This window comes from Roseisalinus antarcticus (assembly GCF_900172355.1).
In the GTDB taxonomy this organism is placed as follows: domain Bacteria; phylum Pseudomonadota; class Alphaproteobacteria; order Rhodobacterales; family Rhodobacteraceae; genus Oceanicola; species Oceanicola antarcticus_A.
Genome location: NZ_FWFZ01000001.1, coordinates 431,516 through 453,303 on the forward strand (window position 1 = coordinate 431,516; position 21,788 = coordinate 453,303).

General features: G+C 68.4%; 21 protein-coding genes and 1 tRNA gene. 15 read left to right on the forward strand and 7 right to left on the reverse strand.

The window, feature by feature from the left end; translation table 11 throughout:
• Window positions 1-48: 48 nt before the first annotated feature.
• A complete protein-coding gene (locus tag ROA7023_RS02040) occupies window positions 49-789 on the reverse strand; it encodes a GNAT family N-acetyltransferase (protein WP_085877320.1) in 741 nt (246 codons plus the stop codon).
• Between the two features lie 71 nt (window positions 790-860).
• On the opposite strand from ROA7023_RS02040, the gene msrB reads away from it, so the two are divergent.
• A complete protein-coding gene (msrB, locus tag ROA7023_RS02045) occupies window positions 861-1,253 on the forward strand; it encodes a peptide-methionine (R)-S-oxide reductase MsrB (RefSeq protein ID WP_085877321.1) in 393 nt (130 codons plus the stop codon).
• A 51-nt stretch (window positions 1,254-1,304) separates the two neighbouring features.
• On the opposite strand, the gene ROA7023_RS02050 is transcribed toward msrB, so the two are convergent.
• Window positions 1,305-1,781 carry an outer membrane protein assembly factor BamE gene (locus ROA7023_RS02050; protein ID WP_085877322.1) on the reverse strand — a complete coding sequence of 159 codons (477 nt, stop codon included), beginning with the start codon at window positions 1,779-1,781 and terminating at the stop codon, window positions 1,305-1,307.
• Window positions 1,782-1,858: 77 nt separating this feature from the next.
• On the opposite strand from ROA7023_RS02050, the gene ROA7023_RS02055 reads away from it, so the two are divergent.
• From ROA7023_RS02055 to ROA7023_RS02090, 7 genes are all read left to right on the forward strand, one after another.
• Window positions 1,859-2,458 carry a YceD family protein gene (locus ROA7023_RS02055; protein WP_200812443.1) on the forward strand — a complete coding sequence of 200 codons (600 nt, stop codon included), beginning with the start codon at window positions 1,859-1,861 and terminating at the stop codon, window positions 2,456-2,458.
• A 159-nt stretch (window positions 2,459-2,617) separates the two neighbouring features.
• A complete protein-coding gene (rpmF, locus tag ROA7023_RS02060; RefSeq protein ID WP_085877323.1) occupies window positions 2,618-2,824 on the forward strand; it encodes a 50S ribosomal protein L32 in 207 nt (68 codons plus the stop codon).
• Window positions 2,825-2,838: 14 nt separating this feature from the next.
• Entirely contained in the window at window positions 2,839-3,957 is a 1,119-nt protein-coding gene (gene plsX, locus ROA7023_RS02065; RefSeq protein WP_085877324.1) for a phosphate acyltransferase PlsX, read from the forward strand.
• A gap of 430 nt (window positions 3,958-4,387) precedes the next feature.
• Entirely contained in the window at window positions 4,388-4,693 is a 306-nt protein-coding gene (gene ihfA, locus ROA7023_RS02075; protein ID WP_085877442.1) for an integration host factor subunit alpha, read from the forward strand.
• Window positions 4,694-4,697: 4 nt separating this feature from the next.
• Window positions 4,698-5,957 carry a MerR family transcriptional regulator gene (locus ROA7023_RS24980; protein WP_085877326.1) on the forward strand — a complete coding sequence of 420 codons (1,260 nt, stop codon included), beginning with the start codon at window positions 4,698-4,700 and terminating at the stop codon, window positions 5,955-5,957.
• Window positions 5,958-6,005: 48 nt separating this feature from the next.
• A tRNA-Pro gene (locus ROA7023_RS02085) sits at window positions 6,006-6,082 on the forward strand.
• A gap of 87 nt (window positions 6,083-6,169) precedes the next feature.
• The gene (locus ROA7023_RS02090; protein WP_085877327.1) at window positions 6,170-7,252 is read left to right on the forward strand and encodes a 2'-deoxycytidine 5'-triphosphate deaminase; all 1,083 of its coding nucleotides are present in this window, start codon (window positions 6,170-6,172) and stop codon (window positions 7,250-7,252) included.
• Here ROA7023_RS02090 and ROA7023_RS02095 read toward each other — a convergent pair.
• The gene (locus ROA7023_RS02095; protein ID WP_268807966.1) at window positions 7,249-7,815 is read right to left on the reverse strand and encodes an RSP_2648 family PIN domain-containing protein; all 567 of its coding nucleotides are present in this window, start codon (window positions 7,813-7,815) and stop codon (window positions 7,249-7,251) included. The genes ROA7023_RS02090 and ROA7023_RS02095 overlap by 4 nt on opposite strands.
• Window positions 7,812-9,020, reverse strand: coding sequence for an RSP_2647 family RNA methyltransferase (locus ROA7023_RS02100; protein WP_085877328.1), 1,209 nt, complete (start codon window positions 9,018-9,020; stop codon window positions 7,812-7,814). The genes ROA7023_RS02095 and ROA7023_RS02100 overlap by 4 nt, the downstream gene beginning before the upstream one ends.
• Before the next feature lie 367 nt (window positions 9,021-9,387).
• Here ROA7023_RS02100 and edd point away from each other — a divergent pair, with 367 nt between their 5' ends.
• Both edd and eda read left to right on the forward strand, forming a co-directional pair.
• Entirely contained in the window at window positions 9,388-11,190 is a 1,803-nt protein-coding gene (gene edd, locus ROA7023_RS02105; protein WP_085877329.1) for a phosphogluconate dehydratase, read from the forward strand.
• 134 nt (window positions 11,191-11,324) lie between these two features.
• Window positions 11,325-11,966 carry a bifunctional 4-hydroxy-2-oxoglutarate aldolase/2-dehydro-3-deoxy-phosphogluconate aldolase gene (gene eda / locus ROA7023_RS02110; RefSeq protein WP_085877330.1) on the forward strand — a complete coding sequence of 214 codons (642 nt, stop codon included), beginning with the start codon at window positions 11,325-11,327 and terminating at the stop codon, window positions 11,964-11,966.
• A gap of 57 nt (window positions 11,967-12,023) precedes the next feature.
• On the opposite strand, the gene ROA7023_RS02115 is transcribed toward eda, so the two are convergent.
• Window positions 12,024-12,281 carry a hypothetical protein gene (locus ROA7023_RS02115; protein WP_085877331.1) on the reverse strand — a complete coding sequence of 86 codons (258 nt, stop codon included), beginning with the start codon at window positions 12,279-12,281 and terminating at the stop codon, window positions 12,024-12,026.
• A complete protein-coding gene (locus ROA7023_RS02120; RefSeq protein WP_085877332.1) occupies window positions 12,271-15,048 on the reverse strand; it encodes a [protein-PII] uridylyltransferase family protein in 2,778 nt (925 codons plus the stop codon). The genes ROA7023_RS02115 and ROA7023_RS02120 overlap by 11 nt, the downstream gene beginning before the upstream one ends.
• Before the next feature lie 124 nt (window positions 15,049-15,172).
• On the opposite strand from ROA7023_RS02120, the gene ROA7023_RS02125 reads away from it, so the two are divergent.
• From ROA7023_RS02125 to ROA7023_RS02145, 5 genes are all read left to right on the forward strand, one after another.
• Window positions 15,173-15,643: a YbaK/EbsC family protein gene (locus tag ROA7023_RS02125; protein WP_085877333.1), complete on the forward strand. Its 471-nt coding sequence runs from the start codon at window positions 15,173-15,175 to the stop codon at window positions 15,641-15,643.
• Window positions 15,644-15,919: 276 nt separating this feature from the next.
• Window positions 15,920-17,185 carry an MFS transporter gene (locus ROA7023_RS02130; protein WP_085877334.1) on the forward strand — a complete coding sequence of 422 codons (1,266 nt, stop codon included), beginning with the start codon at window positions 15,920-15,922 and terminating at the stop codon, window positions 17,183-17,185.
• A 199-nt stretch (window positions 17,186-17,384) separates the two neighbouring features.
• Window positions 17,385-17,825, forward strand: a complete 441-nt coding sequence (locus tag ROA7023_RS02135) for a DUF2852 domain-containing protein (protein WP_085877335.1) — start codon at window positions 17,385-17,387, stop codon at window positions 17,823-17,825.
• Between the two features lie 73 nt (window positions 17,826-17,898).
• The gene (locus ROA7023_RS02140) at window positions 17,899-18,363 is read left to right on the forward strand and encodes an RDD family protein (protein ID WP_085877336.1); all 465 of its coding nucleotides are present in this window, start codon (window positions 17,899-17,901) and stop codon (window positions 18,361-18,363) included.
• Window positions 18,364-18,462: 99 nt separating this feature from the next.
• Window positions 18,463-19,311 carry an arginyltransferase gene (locus ROA7023_RS02145; RefSeq protein WP_085877337.1) on the forward strand — a complete coding sequence of 283 codons (849 nt, stop codon included), beginning with the start codon at window positions 18,463-18,465 and terminating at the stop codon, window positions 19,309-19,311.
• A 111-nt stretch (window positions 19,312-19,422) separates the two neighbouring features.
• On the opposite strand, the gene ROA7023_RS02150 is transcribed toward ROA7023_RS02145, so the two are convergent.
• Window positions 19,423-21,777, reverse strand: a complete 2,355-nt coding sequence (locus tag ROA7023_RS02150; RefSeq protein WP_085877338.1) for a TRAP transporter large permease — start codon at window positions 21,775-21,777, stop codon at window positions 19,423-19,425.
• Between the last annotated feature and the right edge of the window lie 11 nt (window positions 21,778-21,788).

Below are 21,788 nucleotides of genomic sequence, written 5' to 3' on the forward strand. Positions count from 1 at the left end.
CGATACCCCGCACAGGATATCGCGCAGGCCCTCGCCCGGCGCCCGCGCCTAGCCCGCGATCATGCGCAACGCGCGGGCCCGCGCGGCAGGGACGGCGCGGATCTCGAGGCCGGTGAAGACATGCAGGGTGTTCAACTCGCGGTCGACGACGGCGTGATCGGACACCCAGCCCCCCATCACCAGGTAGGTCCGCAAAAGCGGCGGCATCCGTCGCAGCGCCCCCCGGCGATCGGGTGCCGCGCCCCGGCGGGCGCACGCCCTGAAGCGGACCACATCTGCGCCCTTGACCTGCGGCCGCCAGCGTCCCGGCGCGAGGTGCTCGGCCGCCAGCAGATCGAACGTGTCGTTGTAGGCCTGCGCTTCGGTGCCAGGAAAGGAAGTACAGCCGAACAGCATCTCGACGCCCCGATCGTCCACGACCCGGGTCATCGCGGCCCAGGCCAGCCGCAGGACATCGCCGTCCCGGCAGCCGGGCGCGATGCAGAAACGGCCCATCTCGAGCATCCTGCCATCGAACCGCCGCAGTCCGCCAAGCCCGTAGAACTGCGCCGAATAGCTGCGCCCGATCTCGGCCCCGTCCGCCAGCGCCAGCAGGCGGAAGCAGCAGACAAGCTGCCCCGAGGACACATCCTCGACCAGCACATGATCGCAGGCCGCGTCGAACCCGTCGGCATCCATCCCGGGCCCCCTGCGGAAACACAGGTGACGCAGGCCCTGCGCCCGCCGGACATCGGCGGCGCTTTCTGCAATTCGCGCCCTGTAGGGTCCTCTGGCGAGGATCTGCCGCATGTCCCCTCCTGTGATCGCGCGGTTTGAACACTAGATAAGACGGGAACGTGACAGAAGGATAGAAGTACCAGATGGACAAGGTCATCAAATCCGACGCCGAATGGCGCGACCAACTTTCCCCGCAGGCCTACAAGGTGACCCGCAAGCACGGGACCGAGCGGGCCGGCACCCATGACGACTTTCCCAAGGAAGACGGCACCTTTGTCTGCACCTGCTGCGGCGCCCCCCTGTTTGACCAGGCACACAAATTCGAGAGCGGCACCGGCTGGCCGAGCTTCTACCAGCCGCTGGATTCGGAGCTGGTCGGCGAGAAGGAGGACAGATCGCTGTTCATGCGGCGCACCGAGGTGCATTGCAATCGCTGCGACGCGCACCTGGGCCACGTCTTTCCCGACGGGCCGCAGCCGACCGGCCTGCGCTATTGCATAAACGGTGTGGCGCTGGACTTCGTGCCCGAGGACTGAGCCCCGATTCCCGCGCCCGAAGGGTCCTGCGACTCGCCCGGAGGGCGGCGGCTAGCGGTCGCCGCCCAGGATCTGGGCGGGGTCGAAATTGCCCAGGTTGCCGATCAGCTGGCGGATGAAGGTGGTGTCGCGGATGTTGTCGTCGGTCACCCGGCGGGACAGCTCCACCACCCGGCCCTGCTCGAGCCCGAATCGCTCGATGTTGCGCACGACGCCCCCGTCGTCGAAGGTGATCGCCAGGACGACCCGGTCCACCTCTGTCGGCTCCAGCGGCCCGAAATGGCGAAAACGGCTTTGAACATAGTAAAAACCGCCGTCGTTCAGCACACCGCCCGCGGTGGGCTGGCCGATGATCTCGACCACGCTGTCGCGGGTGTCCACGCCGGGCTGGACCTCTACAAGCTCGGTCTCGGACGGCACGAATCCGTGGTTGCGATAGATCGGGGTGCAGCCCACGACCAGCGCAAGGGCAACGGCCACGACCGCGCCGCGCACACGCCGACTCGTCAAGTCCGGTCCGTTGCTCATGGTGCCCCCTTGTGCCGACGCTGTGCGCCCTCTAGGCGGATTACATCAGAAAGCGGAAAAATGACAAGGATCGATCCGTGACGTCCCCCCTGCCAAGCGAGGTCCTGCGCCTCGCGGATCTCCCGACCCGGAAGGTGACCCACGTGGTGCTGGAGCCCGACGGCCCCGCACGCAAGGCCATCGCCGAGGCCCTCGGCATCCCCGCGGTGCGCAAGTTCCGCTTCGACGCCCGGCTGGAGCCGCTGGGCCGCACCGACTGGCAATTGACCGGCACGCTGGGCGCCACGGTCGTGCAGGACTGCGTGGTCACGCTGGAGCCCGTGACCACGCGGATCGACGAAACGCTTGCACGGCGATACCTCGCCGATTTCGAATTGCCCGAGGACGGGTCCGAAACCGAGATGCCCGAGGACGACCAGGCCGATCCCCTGCCCGCCACGCTCGACCTCTATGCCGTCGGGGTCGAGGCGCTGTCCCTGGCCCTGCCGCCCTATCCCCGTGCCGAGGGTGCGGGGCCGGGCGATGCGCTCTTTGCCGAGCCCGGGGTTGATCCGCTGACCGACGACGCGGTCAAGCCCTTCGCCGGGCTTGCCGCCCTGCGCGACCAGCTGTCCAGCGGCCAGGAACCGGTGGACGACGACGACGACTCGGGCACGGACGAAGTCCCGGAAAAATAAGCGCGGGGCCCCCTTGCGCACTGAGGGAATCGCAGTATTTTCCGCGCTCCAGCGAAACATCGCTCGACAGAGCCGCCGAACAGGGCTAAGGCCCGCCGGTATCGCTTTGAGAGCTGCTTGAAATATGGGCCCAATGTGCCCGAACCACGGGGTTGAGACATGGCTGTCCCACAGAACAAGATTTCCAAGTCGCGGCGCAACAACCGCCGCTCGCACCACGCGCTGTCGGGCGCGAACCCAAACGAATGCGACAATTGCGGCGAGCTGAAGCGCCCGCATCATGTCTGCCCGTCCTGCGGTCACTACGCCGAGCGTGAAGTGGTCGCCATGGTCGACGAGATCGAGCTGGACGACGACGCGGCGTAAGGCCGCTCGGGGATATGACACAGAACGGCACGGCAACGACCACCCCCCTGCCAAAGGCGGGTGGCGTTGTTATTTCCGTCGACGCCATGGGTGGCGATAGCGGACCTGCGACCGTGGTGGCCGGCATCGCGCAATTCCTGGCCAAGGCGCCGGATGCGCGGATCCTGCTGCACGGGCGCCAGGATGTGCTGCGCCCGCTGGTCGACAAGCGCCGGATCTCAAGCCAGGTGACCCTGTGCGACGCGCCCGACGTGGTCGCCATGTCGGACAAGCCCAGCCATGTCATGCGCAATGGCAAGGGCACCTCCATGTGGTCGGCCATCGAATCGGTGCGCGAGAGAGAGGCGCAGGTCTGCGTCAGCTGCGGCAACACCGGGGCGCTGATGGCGGTGTCGATGATGCGCCTGCGCAAGATCGAGGGGGTGAACCGCCCCGCCATCGCCTGCCTCTGGCCGTCGCGCAACGCCTCCGGCTTCAACGTGATGCTCGACGCGGGCGCCGACATCCGCGCCGACCAGGACGATCTGCTGACCTATGCGCTGATGGGCGCCTCCTATGCCCGCAACGGGATGGGGATCACCCGACCTCGGATCGGCCTGCTCAACGTCGGCGTCGAAGAGCACAAGGGCCGGGCCGAGCTGAAGGTTGCCCATGAGCTCATCGCCCGCGCCGCGCCCGGCGCCGATTTCGAATACGTGGGCTTCGTCGAGGGCGGCGACCTGCCCTCGTCGCGGATCGACGTGATCGTGACCGACGGATTTACCGGCAACGTGGCGCTGAAGACCGGCGAGGGCACCGCCTCACTGATCTCCGAGCTGTTGCGCGAGGCGTTCCGCAAGACCCCGCTCAGCCGCGTTGCGGCGCTTCTGGCGATGACCTCGCTGCGGCGGCTGAGCAAGCGCATCGATCCGCGCCGCGTGAACGGCGGGGTGTTTCTGGGGCTCAACGGCACGGTCGTCAAAAGCCACGGATCGGCGGATGCCCTCGGCGTGGCCGCCGCGCTCAAGCTGGCGCATCGGCTGGCGAAATCGGGCTTCTCGGACAAGCTCGCCGCCCGGGTCGCTGCTTTCAGTGCGTTCACCCCCGAGCCCGGGACGACCGACGCACCAGAGGTCGACGACAAGAAGGGCTGAACCGCGCGGCCGGTGAGCCTTGCCCCGCCGGCCTGGATCGTACCGGCCCGGACCCGAAAGGCGACATGTCCGACGCCACGATTGGGCCGCACCGCGATGCAAGTCATCTCGCCATCTGTCGAATTGCCCGTTGGCCCGGCTGTCTCAAGAAGCCGGCCGAGGCCCCCCCTGTCGATAGAAAGCAGGCCGACCCCGGCCCCCTGAAAGCCATCCTCCGCTGCCCCCTGCCGCGGCACAACCGCACCCGCATCCCGCACGGCGACCTCAAGGTGGCCGACCCGCCCGGCAGGGGCGCAGCCCAGGCCGACGCGGTCGCGTTGCGGCAGCGCGATGACGCCCATTGGCAATCCCCGGTCCGCGCCCCCGCCCACATGCAGTTGACTCCGTTCCTTTGTGGTCCTTAAGGTCCTAGAAAAACAAGGGGATGGAGATGTCAGAGAAGACGCTAACGCGCATGGACCTTGCCGAAGCGGTGCACGCAGAGGTCGGGCTCAGCCGAAACGAATCCGCGGATCTTGTGGAATCGGTGATCAGTCACGTGTCCGATGCGCTTGTGCGCAGCGAGACGGTGAAGATCAGTTCCTTCGGAACGTTTTCCGTCAGAGACAAGACGGCCCGCATCGGCCGCAACCCGAAAACCGGTGAGGAAGTGCCGATTCTTCCCCGCCGCGTGCTGACCTTCAGACCGTCCCATCTGATGAAGGACAGGGTCGCCGACGGCAACCGGGGCTCCTGACTCCATGAGCAAATCCCCGGACGCGTTCCGCACCATTTCCGAGGTGGCCGAGTATCTCGACACCCCGGCCCATGTGCTGCGCTTCTGGGAGAGCAAGTTTCCACAGATCAAGCCCGTCAAGCGCGCGGGCGGGCGGCGGTATTACCGCCCCGTCGACATGGCGCTGCTGGGCGGTATCAAGCGGCTGCTGCACGAAGAGGGCATGACCATCAAGGGGGCGCAGAAGCTGCTGCGTGAACGCGGCGTGCGCCATGTCTCGAGCCTCGGGCCCGAACCCTACGGCGAGAATGCGCCCATGGCCGGCGCGGTGCTCGCCGAGACAGCCGACCGCGCCGCTGCCCCGCTTGAGCCCGGGGCCGAGTCCCCGCCGGAGCCGGTGACGGAACAGGCGGCCGGGGCAAAACCCGAACAGCCGGCCGAGCCCGAACCTGCATCCGCGCCGCCCATGGCCGACAACGTGGTGCCCCTGCCCCGCGCCGACCTGCCGGCCTTCCTTCAGCGCAAGGCGCCGGAAGCCTCGACCAAGACGCCCGACACCAAGGCGCCGCCGTCCGAAGAGGCCGCGCAGAAGGCGCCCCCGCCCAAGCCGAGCCCGTCCGCCCCTCCGGTTCCGGCCCCTCCCGAAGCGGCCGATCTGGCCGCCCGACAGCCCGCCGACCCGGCGCCCGATAGCGCTGAAGCACCGCCGACCGAGACGCGCGGCGCGGAGGTCGAGGACAAGCCAGCGGAAGACCCGCTGACGGAGCGGCCGCCGGACGGGCCCACGGTCATCCATGAGACCCCGCCCGGTGTCACCCACGCGCAACCCTTCCTGCCCTTCGGCACACGGTTGCCCGAAGCGGAGAATGCCCCGGTCGAAGGCGACCCGCACGGTGACCCTGCCGAGCAGGACGCGGCCCATGCCCGTGCCGACGCCTCGGACACCACGACGTCGCAGGATACCCCGGCATCGCAGGACACGCCCGCCACGCAGCACACGTCTGCGGCCGAGGATGGGCCCGCCGCGCAGGACGCCCCTGCCCCACAGGAGACGGCCGAGCCCGGGAAACCCGCCCCCCCGGCCACGGAACAGGACACCGGACAGGACACCGCGCCGTCCGCCAAGCCCGGCCGCCGCCCGCGCGAGGTCACGCCGGGGTTGCTGTCGGTTCTCAACAATCCCGAGCGCCTCTCGGCCCGGCCGAAGCGCCTGCAGCAGGCCCTCCGCCGGCTCTCTGCGCTGCATGCCGGGCTGGCCAGGGACCCCGACAGTCGCGAGCCCTGATTTGCGGGGTTGCGCGTCACGGCAAAACCGGTAGAAGACCCCTCACGTCGGGCTATGGCGCAGCCTGGTAGCGCGTCCGTCTGGGGGACGGAAGGTCGCAGGTTCGAGTCCTGCTAGCCCGACCAAATCAATCCGCCCGCCCCGCTACCGGGCGGGCGTTTTGCTGTCCGGCCCGGGCCTGGGACGGACCGCTCTCACCGGAGGGGAAGAGCATGACAGGCGTCTTGCCCAGCCAGCGCATCGCGGCGCTGATCGCCAGCGGCGCGATCACGGCCGATACGCCCTTCGTCGAGGGCCAGGTCCAGCCTGCGAGCCTCGACCTGCGCCTGGGCGCCAAGGCCTACCGGGTGCGGGCCTCGTTCCTCGCCGGCTCGGGCCGGACGGTGGCGGAGCGGCTGACGGAATTCGAGATGCACCGGATCGAGCTCGGACCCGGCGCGGTGCTTGAGAAGGGTTGTGTCTATGTCGTCCCGCTGATGGAGCGCCTCGCCCTTCCGGACGACCTGCACGCGGTGGCCAATGCCAAGAGCTCCACCGGGCGACTGGATCTGCTGACCCGCACGATCACCGATGGCGGCGTCGAATTCGACCGGATCGGGGCGGGCTACACCGGGCCGCTCTATGCCGAGATCTGTCCGCGCTCCTTTTCCGTCCTCGTCCGGCCGGGGATGCGGCTGAACCAGCTGCGCCTGCGGGCGGGACAAGCCGTTCTCGACGATGCCGCGCTTGCCGCCCTGCACGAAGCCGAACCGCTGGTGGATCGCGCCGCCCGGATCGACGGCGGGCTGGGATTCTCGGTCGATCTGGCCCCGGCCTCGGGCTCTCTCGTGGGTTACCGGGCCAAGCCCCATACCGGGGTCATCGACCTGGACCGGATCGGGCAATACGACCCGGCGGAGTTCTGGGAGGAGATCCACACCGGGAACGGGCAGATCATCCTCGATCCCGGCGCTTTCTACATCCTGGTCAGCCTTGAGTCGGTCACGATCCCGCCGGGCTATGCCGCCGAGATGGCCCCGTACCTGGCGCTGGTGGGCGAGTTCCGGGTGCATTACGCGGGCTTCTTCGATCCCGGCTTCGGCCATGCGTCAGCGGGGGGCCAGGGTGCGCGCGGCGTGCTCGAGGTGCGTTGTCACGAGGCACCGTTCGTCCTCGAGCACGGCCAGATCGTCGGGCGGCTCGTCTATGAGAGGATGGAGGCCGTGCCCGATCAGCTTTATGGCCGCGAGATCGCCTCGAATTACCAGGGCCAGGGGCTCAAGCTCTCCAAGCACTTCCGCGCACCGAAGCCCTAGCCGAGCGCCTTTCCCAGCCTCGGCAGCCGCGCCTTGCGCATCAGCTTGCGCATTTCCCAGGGGTCGCCCGACAGGCGCCGCGCCTCGTCCAGCACCCGGCCCGCGACCCGGGCCACGGCCCCTGCATCAACCGCGAGGCAGTCCATCGCGAGCGCGTCCGCGTCGATCCGTGCGAGCCCCTCCTCGGCCAGGATGTTGCGCGGAAAGTCCTTGGCGTTCTGCGTGACGATGCCATCGCAGGACCCCGCCACCGCGGCCGCCAGGACATGGATGTCGTCCGGGTCCGGCAGCCAGAATCGCCGAGGCTCGCCCGCGGGGACCTCCGCACCCGGAAACGCCGCGCGCAGCAGCGCCACCTCGCCCCGGGCCTGGTCCTCGCCGGCCGGGCCCAGCTTGGCCGCCGCCCGCGCCCATTCCTCGAGGATTCGCGCGGACCAACGCGGGGCGTAGAACCCCTCCTGCGCGAGGCCCAGCAACACTTCGCGCATCACGGTCGGATAGAGGACGCAGGCATCCAGCAGCAGGCGGGGCCGCCTGCCCGCGCGGACCAGCGGCAAGCTCACAGGCGAAAGACCAGCGCCTTGAGGTAGCCGGTTTCCGCCAGTTGCGGCAGCACCGGGTGATCGGGGCCCGCGCGGCCTTCGTGCACAAGCACGCCGCGCCGTCCGGCCTTGCCGATGCCCCGGGCCGAGGCCGCGCGGAACTTCGCCAGATCGGCCGCGTGGGAACAGGAGCACAGCACGAGATAGCCCCCCTCCTCGACCAGCGGCGCCGCCAGCCGCGCGACCCGTTCATAGGCGCGAAGGCCGGCCTCCAGCGCCGACCTGGACGGGGCGAAGGCCGGTGGGTCGCAGACCACCAGATCGAACGATGCGCCCTCTGCTCCAAGTGCTGCGAGCACCGCGAAGGCATCGCCGCCGCGGGTGTCGAAACGCTCGGCCAGCCCCGAGGCCGCGGCCCCTTGCCGGGCCAGCGTCAGCGCGGGCTCCGACCCGTCCACGGCCAAGGCCGAGGTAGCGCCCGCCGCGAGCGCGGCCAGCGAGAAGCCCCCGACATGGGAAAAGACGTCCAGCACGCGGGCGCCCCGGGCGAGCCCCGCAGCGAAGGCATGGTTGGGGCGCTGATCGTAGAAGAGGCCGGTCTTCTGCCCGCCGGTCAGGTCGGCCATGTAGGTCGCGCCGTTCATCGGCACCTCGACGGCCGTCTCGGGCGCCGCGCCCACCAGGACCTCGAACCCGGCGTCGAGCCCTTCGAGCGTCCGCGACCTGCCGGAGGCGTTCTTGAGCACGCAGCCGACCCCCGTGACCGCCACCAGCGCCGCGACCAGGGGCGCCAGCAGACGCTCGGCCCAGGCCGCGTTCGGCTGGACCACGGCAATGTCGCCGAACCGGTCGATCACCACACCGGGCAGGCCATCGGCCTCGGCGTGGACGAGCCGGTAGTAGGGCGCATCATACAACCGCTCGCGGTGGGCCAGCGCCCGGGCGAGCCGGCCCTCGAACCAAGCCTGGTCGATCACGGCGTCCGGCGACTGGTCCAGCATCCGTGCGACGATCTTCGATTTCGGATTGACCGCGACGACGCCCATGGCGACGCGGTTGGCGTCCTCCAGGATCGCCAGCGCCCCCGGCTCGATCGCCTTCGTGCGCCGATCCTGGACCAGCTCATTGGCATAAACCCACGGAAACCCGTGACGGACGGCACGGGCCTCCGCCTTGGGCATCAGGCGGACGACGGGCAGGTCTGACGACGAAAAGGGCGGCTCCATGACGGCTCTCCTAGTCTATCCGTCCTGCGGGCGAAAGAGCGACCGCTCGCCCCCGACGCCTGCCGCGCGGGGCCGGGCAGCCGGAGGCGCCGGTCGTCGACCATGTTTCCGCCCGCCCCCCGGGCCGCGCCCCCTTTTCGGCGGGGCCGATGAAACCCTCACCAACCCGACCGCGCCGGTCCGCGATCTCTCCTGGATCGCAGGAAATTCGGTGGTCTTCGAAACAAACCCGTGCATCATGCCTTGCAGATACGGGCCGGGCCGGACCATGGTCGGAGGATGCCGCCTGCTGCGGTCGATACTGGAGTTGTTAGCGGTAACGGATCCTGCTAAAAGGCCCTGTAAAACGCGAGGAAAGGAACGCCCCATGGCCCTTCACCCGACCATCGCCGCCGTAACCGACCGCATCATCGCCCGCTCGGAAAAACCGCGGGGCGAGTACCTGGAGCGCATGGCCGCGGCGGCTGCGGAAGGACCGCGCCGGGCCCATATGTCCTGTTCGAACCAGGCCCATGCCTATGCGGCCATGGGCGGCGACAAGGACAGTCTGGTGGCGGAAAAGACGCCCAACATCGGGATCATCACTGCCTATAACGACATGCTCTCGGCGCATCAGCCGTTCGAGACCTTCCCCGCGCTGATCAAGCAGGCCGCCCGCGCGGCCGGTGCGACCGCCCAGGTCGCCGGCGGCGTGCCGGCGATGTGCGACGGTGTCACCCAGGGCCAGACCGGGATGGAGCTGTCGCTCTTTTCGCGGGACGTGATCGCGCTCGCGGCAGGGGTGGGCCTGTCGCACAACGTCTTCGATGCGGCCCTCTACCTCGGCGTCTGCGACAAGATCGTGCCGGGACTGGTGATCGCGGCGGCGACCTTCGGCTATATCCCGTCGGTGTTCCTGCCCGCGGGCCCGATGACCTCGGGCATTCCGAATGACGAAAAGGCCAAGGTGCGGCAGAAGTTCGCCACCGGCGAGGTCGGCCGCGACGCGCTGATGGCCTCCGAGATGGCCAGCTACCATGGGCCGGGCACCTGCACTTTCTACGGCACGGCCAATACCAACCAGATGCTGATGGAGTTCATGGGGCTGCACCTGCCCGGCGCATCCTTCGTCAACCCCGGCACCGAACTGCGCGAGGCGCTGACCGTCGCGGGCACCGAGCGTGCGCTCGAGATCACGGCGCTGGGCAACGATTATCGGCCCGTCTCCGACATCCTGGACGAGAAGGCCTTCGTGAACGGACTGGTCGGCCTGATGGCGACGGGCGGCTCGACGAACCTGGTGCTGCACCTGCCGGCCATGGCGCGGGCGGCCGGCGTCATCCTCGACCTGCAGGACTTCGCCGACATCTCTGCGGTGACACCGCTGATGGCCAAGGTCTATCCTAACGGGCTTGCGGATGTGAACCACTTCCACGCGGCCGGCGGGCTGGGCTACATGATCGGCCGGCTGCTCGACGCAGGCCTGCTCCATGAGGACACGAAGACCGTCGCCGGGGACGGGATGGAGCTCTACACGCAAGAGCCGAAGCTCTCGGCCTCCGGCATCACCTACGCCCCCGGCCCGACCGAAAGCCTGAACGACAAGATTCTGCGCCCGGCCTCGGATCCGTTCCAGCCGACCGGAGGGCTGGTGCAGCTGACAGGCAACCTGGGGCGCGGGGTGGTCAAGGTGTCGGCGGTCGCGGCGGATCGGCATGTGATCGAGGCCAAGGTGCGCGTCTTTCACGACCAGGAGAGCGTGAAGGCGGCGTTCAAGGCCGGCGCGTTCACCGAGGACACCATCGTCGTCGTGCGCTTTCAGGGTCCGAAATCCAACGGCATGCCCGAGCTTCATGGCCTGACCCCCACGCTGGCGGTGTTGCAGGACCGCGGCTTGCGGGTGGCACTGGTCACCGATGGCCGGATGTCCGGCGCGTCGGGCAAGGTCCCCGCGGCCATCCACGTCTGCCCCGAGGCGGCCGATGGCGGCCCGATTTCCCTGCTGCGGGACGGAGATGTCGTCCGGCTCGATGCGGATACCGGGACACTCGAAAGCCTGACCCCGCTGGACGGCCGCAGCCCGGCGCCCGCGGACCTGGCAGGCAACGGCACCGGCGTCGGACGTGAATTGTTCGCGGCCTTCCGAAAGAACGTCGGCCTGTCCGCGGAAGGGGCCAGCGTCGTGGTCTGACGGACAGCTCATTCCGCCTCCGGCGGGAGTTTTCCTGCCAAGATGAAGCTTGTGCCTTCCAGATTTCATCTTGGCCAATAAACTCCCGCCGGAGGCTCCCACACTGGCAACCCGCGATGCGGAAAGGAACGAAGATGACCCCCGAACACGCCTCCCAGCTCAATGCCAAGGTCTGTGCCCTCGCCCCGGTCATCCCGGTTCTGGTGCTCGAAGACGCGAGCCTCGCGCAGGGGCTCGCCGAAGCCCTTGTGGCCGGAGGGCTGCCCGCACTCGAAGTGACCCTGCGCACCCCCGCCGCCCTCGACGCGATCCGCGAGATGGCCAAGGTGGAGGGCGGCGTGGTCGGCGCCGGCACTCTTCTTACTCCGGAAGACGTGGAGCGGGCAAAGGAGGCCGGGGCCACCTTCGGTGTCTCGCCGGGCGCCACCGACCGCATACTCGACGCTTGCGAGGCGAACGATCTGCCGCTCCTGCCCGGGGCCGCGACCGCGTCCGAGGTCATGGCGCTCTATGAGCGCGGCTACACGGTGCAGAAGTTCTTTCCCGCCGAGGCCAACGGCGGGGTCTCTGCATTGAAGGCGATCGGTGCGCCGATCCCGCAGGTCCGGTTCTGTCCGACCGGCGGTGTCAGCCTCGCCAATGCGCCCGAATACCTCAAACTGTCGAACACGTTCTGTGTCGGCGGCAGCTGGGTTGCCCCGAAGGATCGGGTCCTGGCGTCCGACTGGGCCGCGATCACGGCGCTCGCCGCCGAAGCTGCGGCCCTCGCACGATAACCTGTGCGCCGCGGCGCACTGGCCGGGTTGCACCGTCCCGATCCCCCTGCCGCGATCTCAGCCCAGGCGGCCGGCCCGGCCCCCGCGCCGGCGCGGCGAGGCCGGCGCGGCCAGCCCCTCCTGCAGGACGATCGTCATCGGATGCGCCTCGACACCGTAGGTGGTCAGAAGCTGCCGGATCGCGCCGGCGGTATCGGCCCCGGACGGCAGCGACAGCGCCCAGTCGAGAAAGATCGACCGGCACTCGGGCTGGCTGATCCCGTCGATCCTGTAGGCCTCGCGGATCAGCCCCTTGGGATCCGTCTCATCGGTCATCGTCGGCCTCGCTCACAATGCGACCGACACATGCGGCCGCGGCTTCTCCGGTCTCTTCCATCGCCGACTTCAGCGCGGCCTCGTCCGCCATTCCAGTCTCGCGCAATATAAGGCGCAGGCCGCCCTCGCCCACCGCCGAAAGATCGAGCGGCGCACCCGTGAGCAGTCTTGCCGACGCTTGCAGCGACCAGAAGAGCCGTGCCGCGCGTTTCAGCACCTCGGCGTCCGCCTGCGTCAGGATCCACGCCGCGACCCCGGCGTCAAGCTGTCCTTCGGTATCGCGCAGCGGCGAGCCCGCCAGCAGGGCGGCGGTTTGCGCGGACAATTCGATATCCTGCAGCCGCCCCGGCCCGGCCTTCGCGTCGAACGCCCCCTGCGGCGCCTTGGCCGCCGCCAGCCGCGCACGCATGTCGGCCACGTCCCGGCGGACCTGTCGCGCGGCGCCGCGGGCGTCGATCACCGCCCGGCGCACGCGCTCCACCTCACCGGCGAGTTCCTCGGCGCCGGCGATGGGCCGGGCACGGGTCAGCGCGAGCTGTTCCCAGGTCCAGGCCTCTTCGCGCTGATAGATCTCGAAGGAGGTCAGCGCCGTGGCGACCGGCCCCTGCCGGCCCGAGGGACGCAGCCGCATGTCCACCTCGTAGAGCCGACCCTCTGCCATCTGCGCCGACAGCGCCGTGACCAGCGACTGGGTGAGACGCGCGTAATAGGCCCGCGAAGACAGGGGGCGCCGCCCCTCCGACGCCTCGACCCCCGCCGGGTCGTAGATCACGATCAGGTCCAGGTCGGAGGTCGCATTGAGCCGCGCCGCCCCCAGCGACCCCATGCCGACCACCACCGCGCCGCGTCCGGGGGCCGGGCCGTGCTTGGCGGCAAACGCCGACAGCACCGCGGGCCAGAGGCCTGAGACCACGGCCTCGGCCAGGTCGGCATATTGCCGGCCCGCTTCTTCGGCCGAGATCAGGCCGCGCAGATGGTGCACACCGATGCGGAAATGCCAGTCCTTCGCCCAGCGGCGCGCGGCGTCCAGCTGCGCCTCGTAGTCGGGGGCGGCCGACAATACCTCGGTCAGCATGTCGCGCAGATGCGCGACCCCGGACCAGGCCGCGAAGAAATCCCCCACGATCACCGCATCCAGCACCCCGGCGTTGCGCGACAGGTATTGCGCAAGCGCGGGCGCCGTGGCGCAGATGTCGACGATCAGCTGTTGCAGCGGCGGGTTCGCCTCGAAGAGCGAAAAAAGCTGGACCCCCGCCGGAAGCCCCCGCAGGAACCCGTCGAATTGCGACAGTGCCTCCTCGGGCCGGGCGGCTTCCTTGAGCCGCGCCAGGATCGACGGTTTGAGCCGGTCGAAGATCTCCACCGCGCGACTGGAACGCAGCGCCGGGTAACGCATCCAGCGGGCCACCATGTCGGCGCCGAAATCGTCGGGCTGCGCCTCGGCGGGCTCCGGCGCGAAGAAATCCTCTGTCAGCGCGTCGACCGCGTCGAACCGCTCGGTCAGCTCGGTCCGCAGACCGGCGACGTCGCGCCCCATGAGGGCGGCAAGCCGGGCGAATCCCTCTGCGTCCCCGGGCAGATCATGGGTCTGGGTGTCGGCAATCATCTGCAGCCGGTGTTCCAGTTCCCGGTGCGCCCGGTAGTGCTCGGTCAGGGACCGGGCGGTCTCCTGCGGCAGCCAACCGGCCTCAGCGAGGCGCGCCAGGCCTTCATCCGTGCGCCGCACCCGCAGCGACTTATCCCGCCCGCCCGCGATCAGCTGGCGGGTCTGGGTGAAGAACTCGATCTCGCGAATGCCGCCCCGCCCGAGCTTGACGTTGTGCCCCTCGAGCGCGAAGGGCCCGCCGAGGTTCTTGTGATCGCGGATCCGCAGGCGCATGTCGTGGGCGTCCTGGATCGCGGCGAAATCCAGGTGCTTGCGCCAGACGAAGGGCGTGAGCGCCGCCAGGAACCGCTCGCCCGCGGCGATGTCGCCCGCGGCCGCGCGCGCCTTGATATAGGCCGCGCGTTCCCATGTGCGGCCCACGCTCTCGTAGTAGCTTTCGGCCATGGTCATCGCGACGCAGGCCGGGGTGACCGCCGCATCGGGCCGCAACCGCAGGTCGGTGCGAAAAACATAGCCCTCGGCGGTCGCGTCCGACAGCAGCGCCCGCAGCGCCCGGGTGACCTTGACGAAGACGCTGCGGACCTCGGCGAGGTCCCCGGGATCGTAGGCGGTGTCGTCGAACAGGCAGATCAGGTCGATGTCGCTGGAATAATTGAGCTCATAGGCGCCGCCCTTGCCCATCGAGAGCGCAACCATGCCCGCCGCGGTGTCGGCATCGTCTGGCCCCTTGCCCGGCAGCTTGCCACGCCCCAGCTGGACCGCCACGAGCCGCCGCAGCGCCAGGTCCACCGCGCTGTCCGCGAGCCGCGACAGGACAAGCGTCACCTCCTCCAGGGACCAGGCCCCGCCGAGGTCGGCCATCCCGGTCAGAAGCGCCACCCGGCGTTTGGCCCGGCGCAGCTCGGTGCCCAGGTCGGCCAGCTCGAAATCCTCCAGCCGGGCGAGCTCTGCCTCGAACGCCGCCTCAGGCGCGTCGCAGGCGGCCGCGAACCAGTCCCGCTCGCGGTGCAGCAGCCCGCAGAGGTAGGGGCTGGACCCGGCCGCCCCCGCCACCAGCCCGCGCAGCTCCGCCGGCAGGTCAGGGTAAAGCGCGGCCGCCTCCCGGCCCCGGTCGGCGTCGAAAGCATCGGGCGACCGTGTCAGGCGGGCGGCGAGGCTCATGCCCGGACGTCCGGACAGGCGCAACGCGCGGCTTTCAGGGCTTTTTCACGAAGATCGGCCAAACTGTTGTCTCCCCGCGCCTGTTGTATGACTTTCGCGCCGAACGCTAGAAGGGGGAGCAGACATGAGCAAGAGCCTGCAGCGGGTGAGCGAGGCGCTGCGCGACAGCGGCCTCAAGCCCTACATCCTGGAAATGGGAACAGAGAGCCGGACCGCGCAGCAGGCGGCCGATGCGGCCGGCTGCGCGCTGGACCAGATCGCCAAGTCCATCGTATTTCAGGGGGCCTTGTCCGGCGAAATCGTCCTGTTCCTGACCGCGGGCGGCAACCGGGTCGACGCCGATCGCGCGGCCAGCCTGGCCGGCGAGCCGCTGACCCGCGCCGACCCGAAAGTGGTGCGCGAGCGGACAGGCTTTGCCATCGGCGGCGTCGCCCCGATCGGGCACCTGTCCCCGGTCCGCGCCTACTGGGACCCGCGCCTGTCGGAGTTCAGCGTCATCTATGCCGCCGCCGGAACACCGCGACATGTCTTTCCGATCACCCCCGCGGACCTGATGCGCCTGACCGATGCCAGGGAGGGGCCGTTCACCGCCTGACGCCCCGGCGCGCCGCACCTTCGGAGCGCCGCCAGGATGGGCGGAGCCGGGTGATTCCCGGGCAGTCGTCATGTTGTGCGCCAATGCGGCCGTGCGCGGCGCTCGATCCGCCAGGACAAGCGATTGCATCGGCCCGACGCGGCGACAAACTGCCCGAAAGGGTCGGATCCGTCGCAATTGACCAAGCATGCGGCGTTGCAGCGACACTGTCGGAGAGCGGGATATGGGACAGCGAAGGATGCAAGCGCGGCGGCCTGTGGCACGAAAGGGCGATCCATGATCAACGTCTTGGCCGGGGTCTGGGCCCTTTTGCTCGGCATCGTTCTGATCATGCTGGGCAACGGCATGCATTTCACCCTGATCGGTCTGCGCGGCGGGATCGAGGGCTTTTCCTCCGCGGAACTGGCCGTCATCACCTCGGGCTATTTCCTGGGCTTCTTGTCGGGTGCGCGCCTGACCCCGCTGATGATCCAGCGCGTCGGCCATGTCCGGGTCTTCGCCGCCCTCGGCAGCTTCATGTCGGCAGGGCTGATCGCGCTGCCGCTGCTGACCGAGCCCTGGGCCTGGACGTTGCTGCGGATCCTCGTGGGCTTCTGCATGTCCGGCATCTATGTGGCGGCCGAAAGCTGGCTGAACGCCGCCGCCAGCAACGACACCCGCGGCAAGGTCCTGTCGGCCTACATGATGGCGCAGACGCTGGGGATCATCGGGGCGCAGGGGCTGTTGACCCTGGGCGACGCGGGCACCTCCGTCCTGTTCATCTGCGCGTCGATCCTGGTCTCGATCTCCTTCGCGCCGATCCTGCTGTCGGCGACCCCCGTGCCCGCGGTGCAGGTCGCCCGGCCAATGTCGCTGCGGGCCCTTTTTGCCGGCTCGCCGTTGGGCATGGTGGGGATCTTCCTGCTTGGTGCGGTCTATGCCACGCAATCGGGCATGGGGGCCGTGTTCGGATCCCAGATCGGGATGTCGGCGGCGCAGATCTCGCTGTTCGTGGCGATGCTGTTCGCGGGGGCCCTGGTGTTGCAATACCCGATCGGCTGGCTGTCCGACCGGGTCGACCGGCGCAGGCTGATCTTCGGCGCGGCGACCCTTGGCGCGGCGTCCTGCGGGCTGGGCTGGCTGACCGGCGGCGGATTGTGGGCCCTGATGGCCGCGGCGTTCTTTGCGGGCGGGGTCACCACGCCGCTCTATGCGCTCTTTCTGGCCTATACGAACGATAGCCTGTCCTCGGACGACATGCCCGCCGCGTCCGGCGGGCTGGTCTTCACCTTTGGCCTGGGCGCCATCGCCGGCCCGCTGGTGACAGGCTGGGCGATGCAGCGGATGGACCCCTATGCGTTCTGGCTGGTGCTCGGCATTACCTTCGCCGTCATCTCGCTCTATGCGCTCTATCGCATGACCCAACTCGCGACCTCACCGGTCGCCGATACGGAAAGCTACCTGAACGTGCTCCCGACCGCATCGCCCATCGCCGTCGAGGCGGCGGCGGAATGGGCCGTCGAGAACGCCGAGGCCGAACGCGAGCTGGAAGAACAGGCCTGATCCGCCCCCTCCCCCCCGCGCCGATCCTTCCGGCGCCGTCCTCCACGGGAAGAAGCGGTGAAAATCGCAAGCTGATCAGGTGGTTGCCGGAATGATGTGAATTCTTTTAACATAGACCCTTGAACGGGGGCCCCGGGCCACGCATATGGGGTGATGTGAAAGGCATTCACATTAACCCGCACCGCTCAAGGAGACCCTGATGACCGACGCTTCCCTGCAAACAGCCAGACCGCAAGAGGGCTCCGGCCTCATGGGCTGGTTCTCTCGTGTCGAAGCCTGGCTCGATGACCGTGGCAAAGGCGCGTGGATCGCCGCCATGGTTCTGGGCTTCATCCTCGCGTGGCCCATCGGCCTCGCCCTTCTCGCCTACATGATCTGGAGCAAACGCATGTTCAGCCGTTCCTGCGCCTCGCGGCGCTCGCAATCCCGCCACACCTACCATTCGGCGATGAAATCCTCGGGCAATTCGGCCTTCGACTCCTACAAGACCGAGACCCTGCGCCGCCTGGAAGAAGAACAGGCCAGCTTCGAGGCCTTCCTGGAGCGCCTGCGCGAGGCCAAGGACAAAGCCGAGTTCGACCAGTTCATGAACGACCGCGCCCACAAGGCCGGTGACGACGGCGACGAAGCCGCCGCATGATGACCCTGCCGGGCGGCCCCTTCTAGAAAGGGGGCGGCCCGGCCATTCGTGATTCCAGCCAGGAGCAGACAAGATGTATGCCGACGGACACTCCGCGCCCCGCACCGCCGGGCGCCTTCCCGATCCCCGCAGCCGCCCCGACTTCTACGAGGGCGTGCCGGGCAAGCGGTTCGGAGCGTGGATCGCCGACACGGTGCTTGTCGTGCTGGTCTGCGTCCTGCTGCTACCCTTCACCGCCTTCTTGGGCCTCTTCTTCTTTCCGGTGATGATGCTGATCGTGGGCTTCTTCTATCGTTGGTCCACGCTGGCCGGCGGCTCTGCGACCTGGGGCATGCGCTTGATGGGGATCGAGCTGCGCGAGGCCGACGGGCACAGGTTTTCGAACGGGACCGCCCTGGCCCATACCCTGGGCTACAGCGTCTCGATCGCGGTGCCGGTCCTTCAGGTAATCTCAATTGTTTTGATGTTGATCACGGACCGCAAGCAAGGTCTCACGGACCATATCATTGGCACGGCGGCTCTGAACAAACCGGTCTGAGGCGGCCGCGGCACCGGCAAACCGGCGCCCCCTTGAATAGGGGGGCTTGGCGGGCCGGTAACGCATTGCTAACCTCTAAGCCGAGGAGCACTGCCACCCATGCGTCACACCCTGCCGCTCGCCCCGCAATTCTACGTCACGGCGCCGCAACCCTGCCCTTATCTTGAGGGCCGGATGGAGCGGAAGCTGTTCACCGCGCTGCAGGGCGACAGCGCGGAAAAGCTCAACGATGCCTTGTCGAAACAGGGGTTTCGCCGCTCGCAGAATGTCCTCTACCGGCCATCCTGCGCGGATTGTTCGGCGTGTCTCTCCGCCCGAATCGCGGTCGATCGGTTCACCCCGACCAAGAGCCAGCGCCGGGTGACCCGCCGCAACAGCTTTCTGGAGCGCCGCGCGAGTGCGCCCTGGGCGACCGAAGAGCAGTTTGCACTGTTCCGCGACTATCTCGACAGCCGCCACGCGACAGGCGGGATGGCCGACATGGACCTGTTCGAATTCGCGGCGATGATCGAAGAGACGCCGATCCGTTCGCGCCTGATCGAGTATTCCGACCCGGCGGCGCCGCGGGACGATGCCCACGGCGGGCTCGAAGCGGTCTGCCTGACGGACGTCCTCGATGACGGGCTGTCGATGGTCTATTCCTTCTTCGACCCCGACCTCATGCGCAATTCCCTGGGGACCTACGTGATCCTCGACCACATCGCGCTCGCCCGCGGTATGGGGCTGCCGTATGTCTACTTGGGCTACTGGGTGCCGGGCAGCCCGAAGATGGGCTACAAGGCGCGGTACTCGGGCCTCGAGATCTATCATCAGGGCCAGTGGCAGCGGCTGGACGACCCGGACGGGTTCTCTGCCGACACCCATCCGCTCTCGGTCGCCCCAATCGCCGAGCAGGTGGCCCGGATCAACCTTCCCGACAGCCGGCCAACCGGACGCGACGATCGCTGATCGCGTCCGGCAAGGCGCTCTGATCCCGACGGACACCGCCCGCCCCGGCGCGAGCCCGATTATTCGCGAATAATCGGTCCGGATATTCGCGAATATCCGGGAGCCGGCCGGTCAGTTGCCAAGAAGGTTCGGGACGATGGTCACCACGCCGGGGAAGAACCACAGCAATGCAAGCCCCACCACCTGGATTCCCACGAAGGGAACGATGCCCCGATAGATATGCCCGGTGGTCACCTGCGGCGGCGCGACGCCACGCAGGTAGAACAGCGCGAACCCGAAGGGCGGCGTCAGGAACGACGTCTGCAGGTTCACCGCGATCATGATCGTCACCCATTTCGGATCGAACGTGCCGCCGTAGATCACCGGCCCCACAATCGGGATCACGATGTAGATGATCTCCAGGAAATCGAGCACGAAGCCCAGGATGAACAGCACCAGCATCACGATGAGGAACACGGTGAATTCGCTGTCGAAGCTCTTGAGGAACTGCTGGATGTAGTGCTCGCCCCCGAAGGAGATCACCACCAGGTTCAGCAATTGCGAACCGATCAGGATGGTGAACACCATCGAGGTGACCTTGGCCGTCTCGCGCACCACCGGTGTCAGGACCTTTCCGGCCAGCAGCACCCAGCAAGCGTAGAGAATCGAGAACATCGCGAAGAGGAACGCTGCGAAGGCCACGAGATAGGCGATGACGTCCTCGGCGCGCGCATCCTCCTGTCCGATCCGCATGTCGAAATTGGTTCCGACCAGCAACATGATCGCCACCGCGAAGGTGCCCCACAACACGATCCGGGGAGAGCGCCCCTCTTCGGAGAGCTTGCGATAGGCGGCCAGCATGATCGCACCGCCCGCGCCCAGCGCGGCGGCGGGCGTCGGGTTGGTAATCCCGCCCAGGATCGAGCCGAGGACCGCGACGATCAGGACCAACGGCGGGAACACCACGCGGATCAGGTCGTTCTGCCCAAGCCGCGCGGCCGCGTGCCGGCACCCCCAGAGCGCGATCAGGAACGGAACAGCGAGGATCAAGGTGGTCGCGCCCGGCGTCGTCACCGGAGAGATGAAGGCCGCATCCAGCAACAGGGCCAGACCCAACCCGCCGCCACCGATCAGCAGCGGCACAGGGCTGGCCGAGGGCAGCACGCCGCGCGCCAGCACCAGCATCAGCGCCAGGATCAGCACCGCGATGGCCACGCCCGGGCCGATCGGGGCCGCATCGGCGATCCGCTGCACCTGGATCTCGGCGCGCTCCTCGTCCGAGAGGGCGCGGGATTCGGTCACGCCGCCCGAGGCGTCGATGGCCGTCTGTTGCGCCACAGCGTCATCCCAGGCGTCCTGCCCGTGAAGCTCGATCATCGCCGCAGCGCAATCGGGCGAGACGTTCGTCCGCAGCGTGGCGTTCTGCCCAGCGTCGGAAAACGAGCCGACGGTGACGTTCTGCGATCCCACCAGCCCCACCTGCCCCGCGCCGATGACCAGCGCGACAAGCAGCACCGGCACGCCCAGGAACCAGGTCAACCCCTCGTTGCGGGTGATCGGCTCGCCGTTCGCCGCGCCCACGTCGACCGCGGGGGCCTTGGCGGGGTTCAAAAGCGCATAGCCGAAGGCATAGCTCGCATAGAGCACCGCCAGCAGAATCCCCGGCAACAGCGCCGCCTGGAACAGCGTTCCCACGGACACGACCGCGGGCTCGCCCAGGTAGGTCAGCGCGTCGGAACAGCCGACCGAGGCCGCGCGGGTTTCCTGCGCGGTCGCATAGAGGTCGCCCGCCAGTGTGCCCAGCAGCACGATCACGATGGAGGGCGGGATGATCTGGCCCAGCGTCCCCGAGGCCGCGATCACGCCAGTCGCAAGCTCCGGCGAATAGCCCGCCCGCAGCATCGTCGGCAGCGACAGCAGGCCCATGGTCACGACCGTGGCGCCGACGATGCCGGTGGAGGCAGCAAGGAAGGCGCCGACCAGCACGACCGACACGGCCAGACCGCCCGGCAGCGGGCCGAAGACCCGCGACATTGTGGTCAGCAGGTCATCGGCGATCTTGGAGCGTTCCAGCGTGATGCCCATCAGCACGAACATCGCCACCGCCAGCAGCGTCTCGATCGACTGGCCGGCGAGCACACGCTCGTTCATGCGGTTGACGATGAACGACACGTTGCGGTCCAGCGCGACTTCCCAGCCCTGGGGGAAGACCGGCTCGGAGATCCGCGGCAGCTCGGGGTATCGGAAGATCGAGATGTCGCCCGGCCTGATCCCCTGCGCGGTCAGCGCATGGAACGCCTCGGAGCTGGTGTCCAGCGCCTGGTGGATCAGCAGGCCGTTGGCGTCCAGCATCGCGATGATCGCGAACGAGATGACCGCCGAGCCGCCGATGGCGAAGGCCACCGGAAAGCCCGAGAGAATTCCTGCGAAGAGCGAGAGGAAGACGATGATCAGGCCGACTTCGACCCCGTCCAATCCGAAAAGCATGTGTCCTGTCC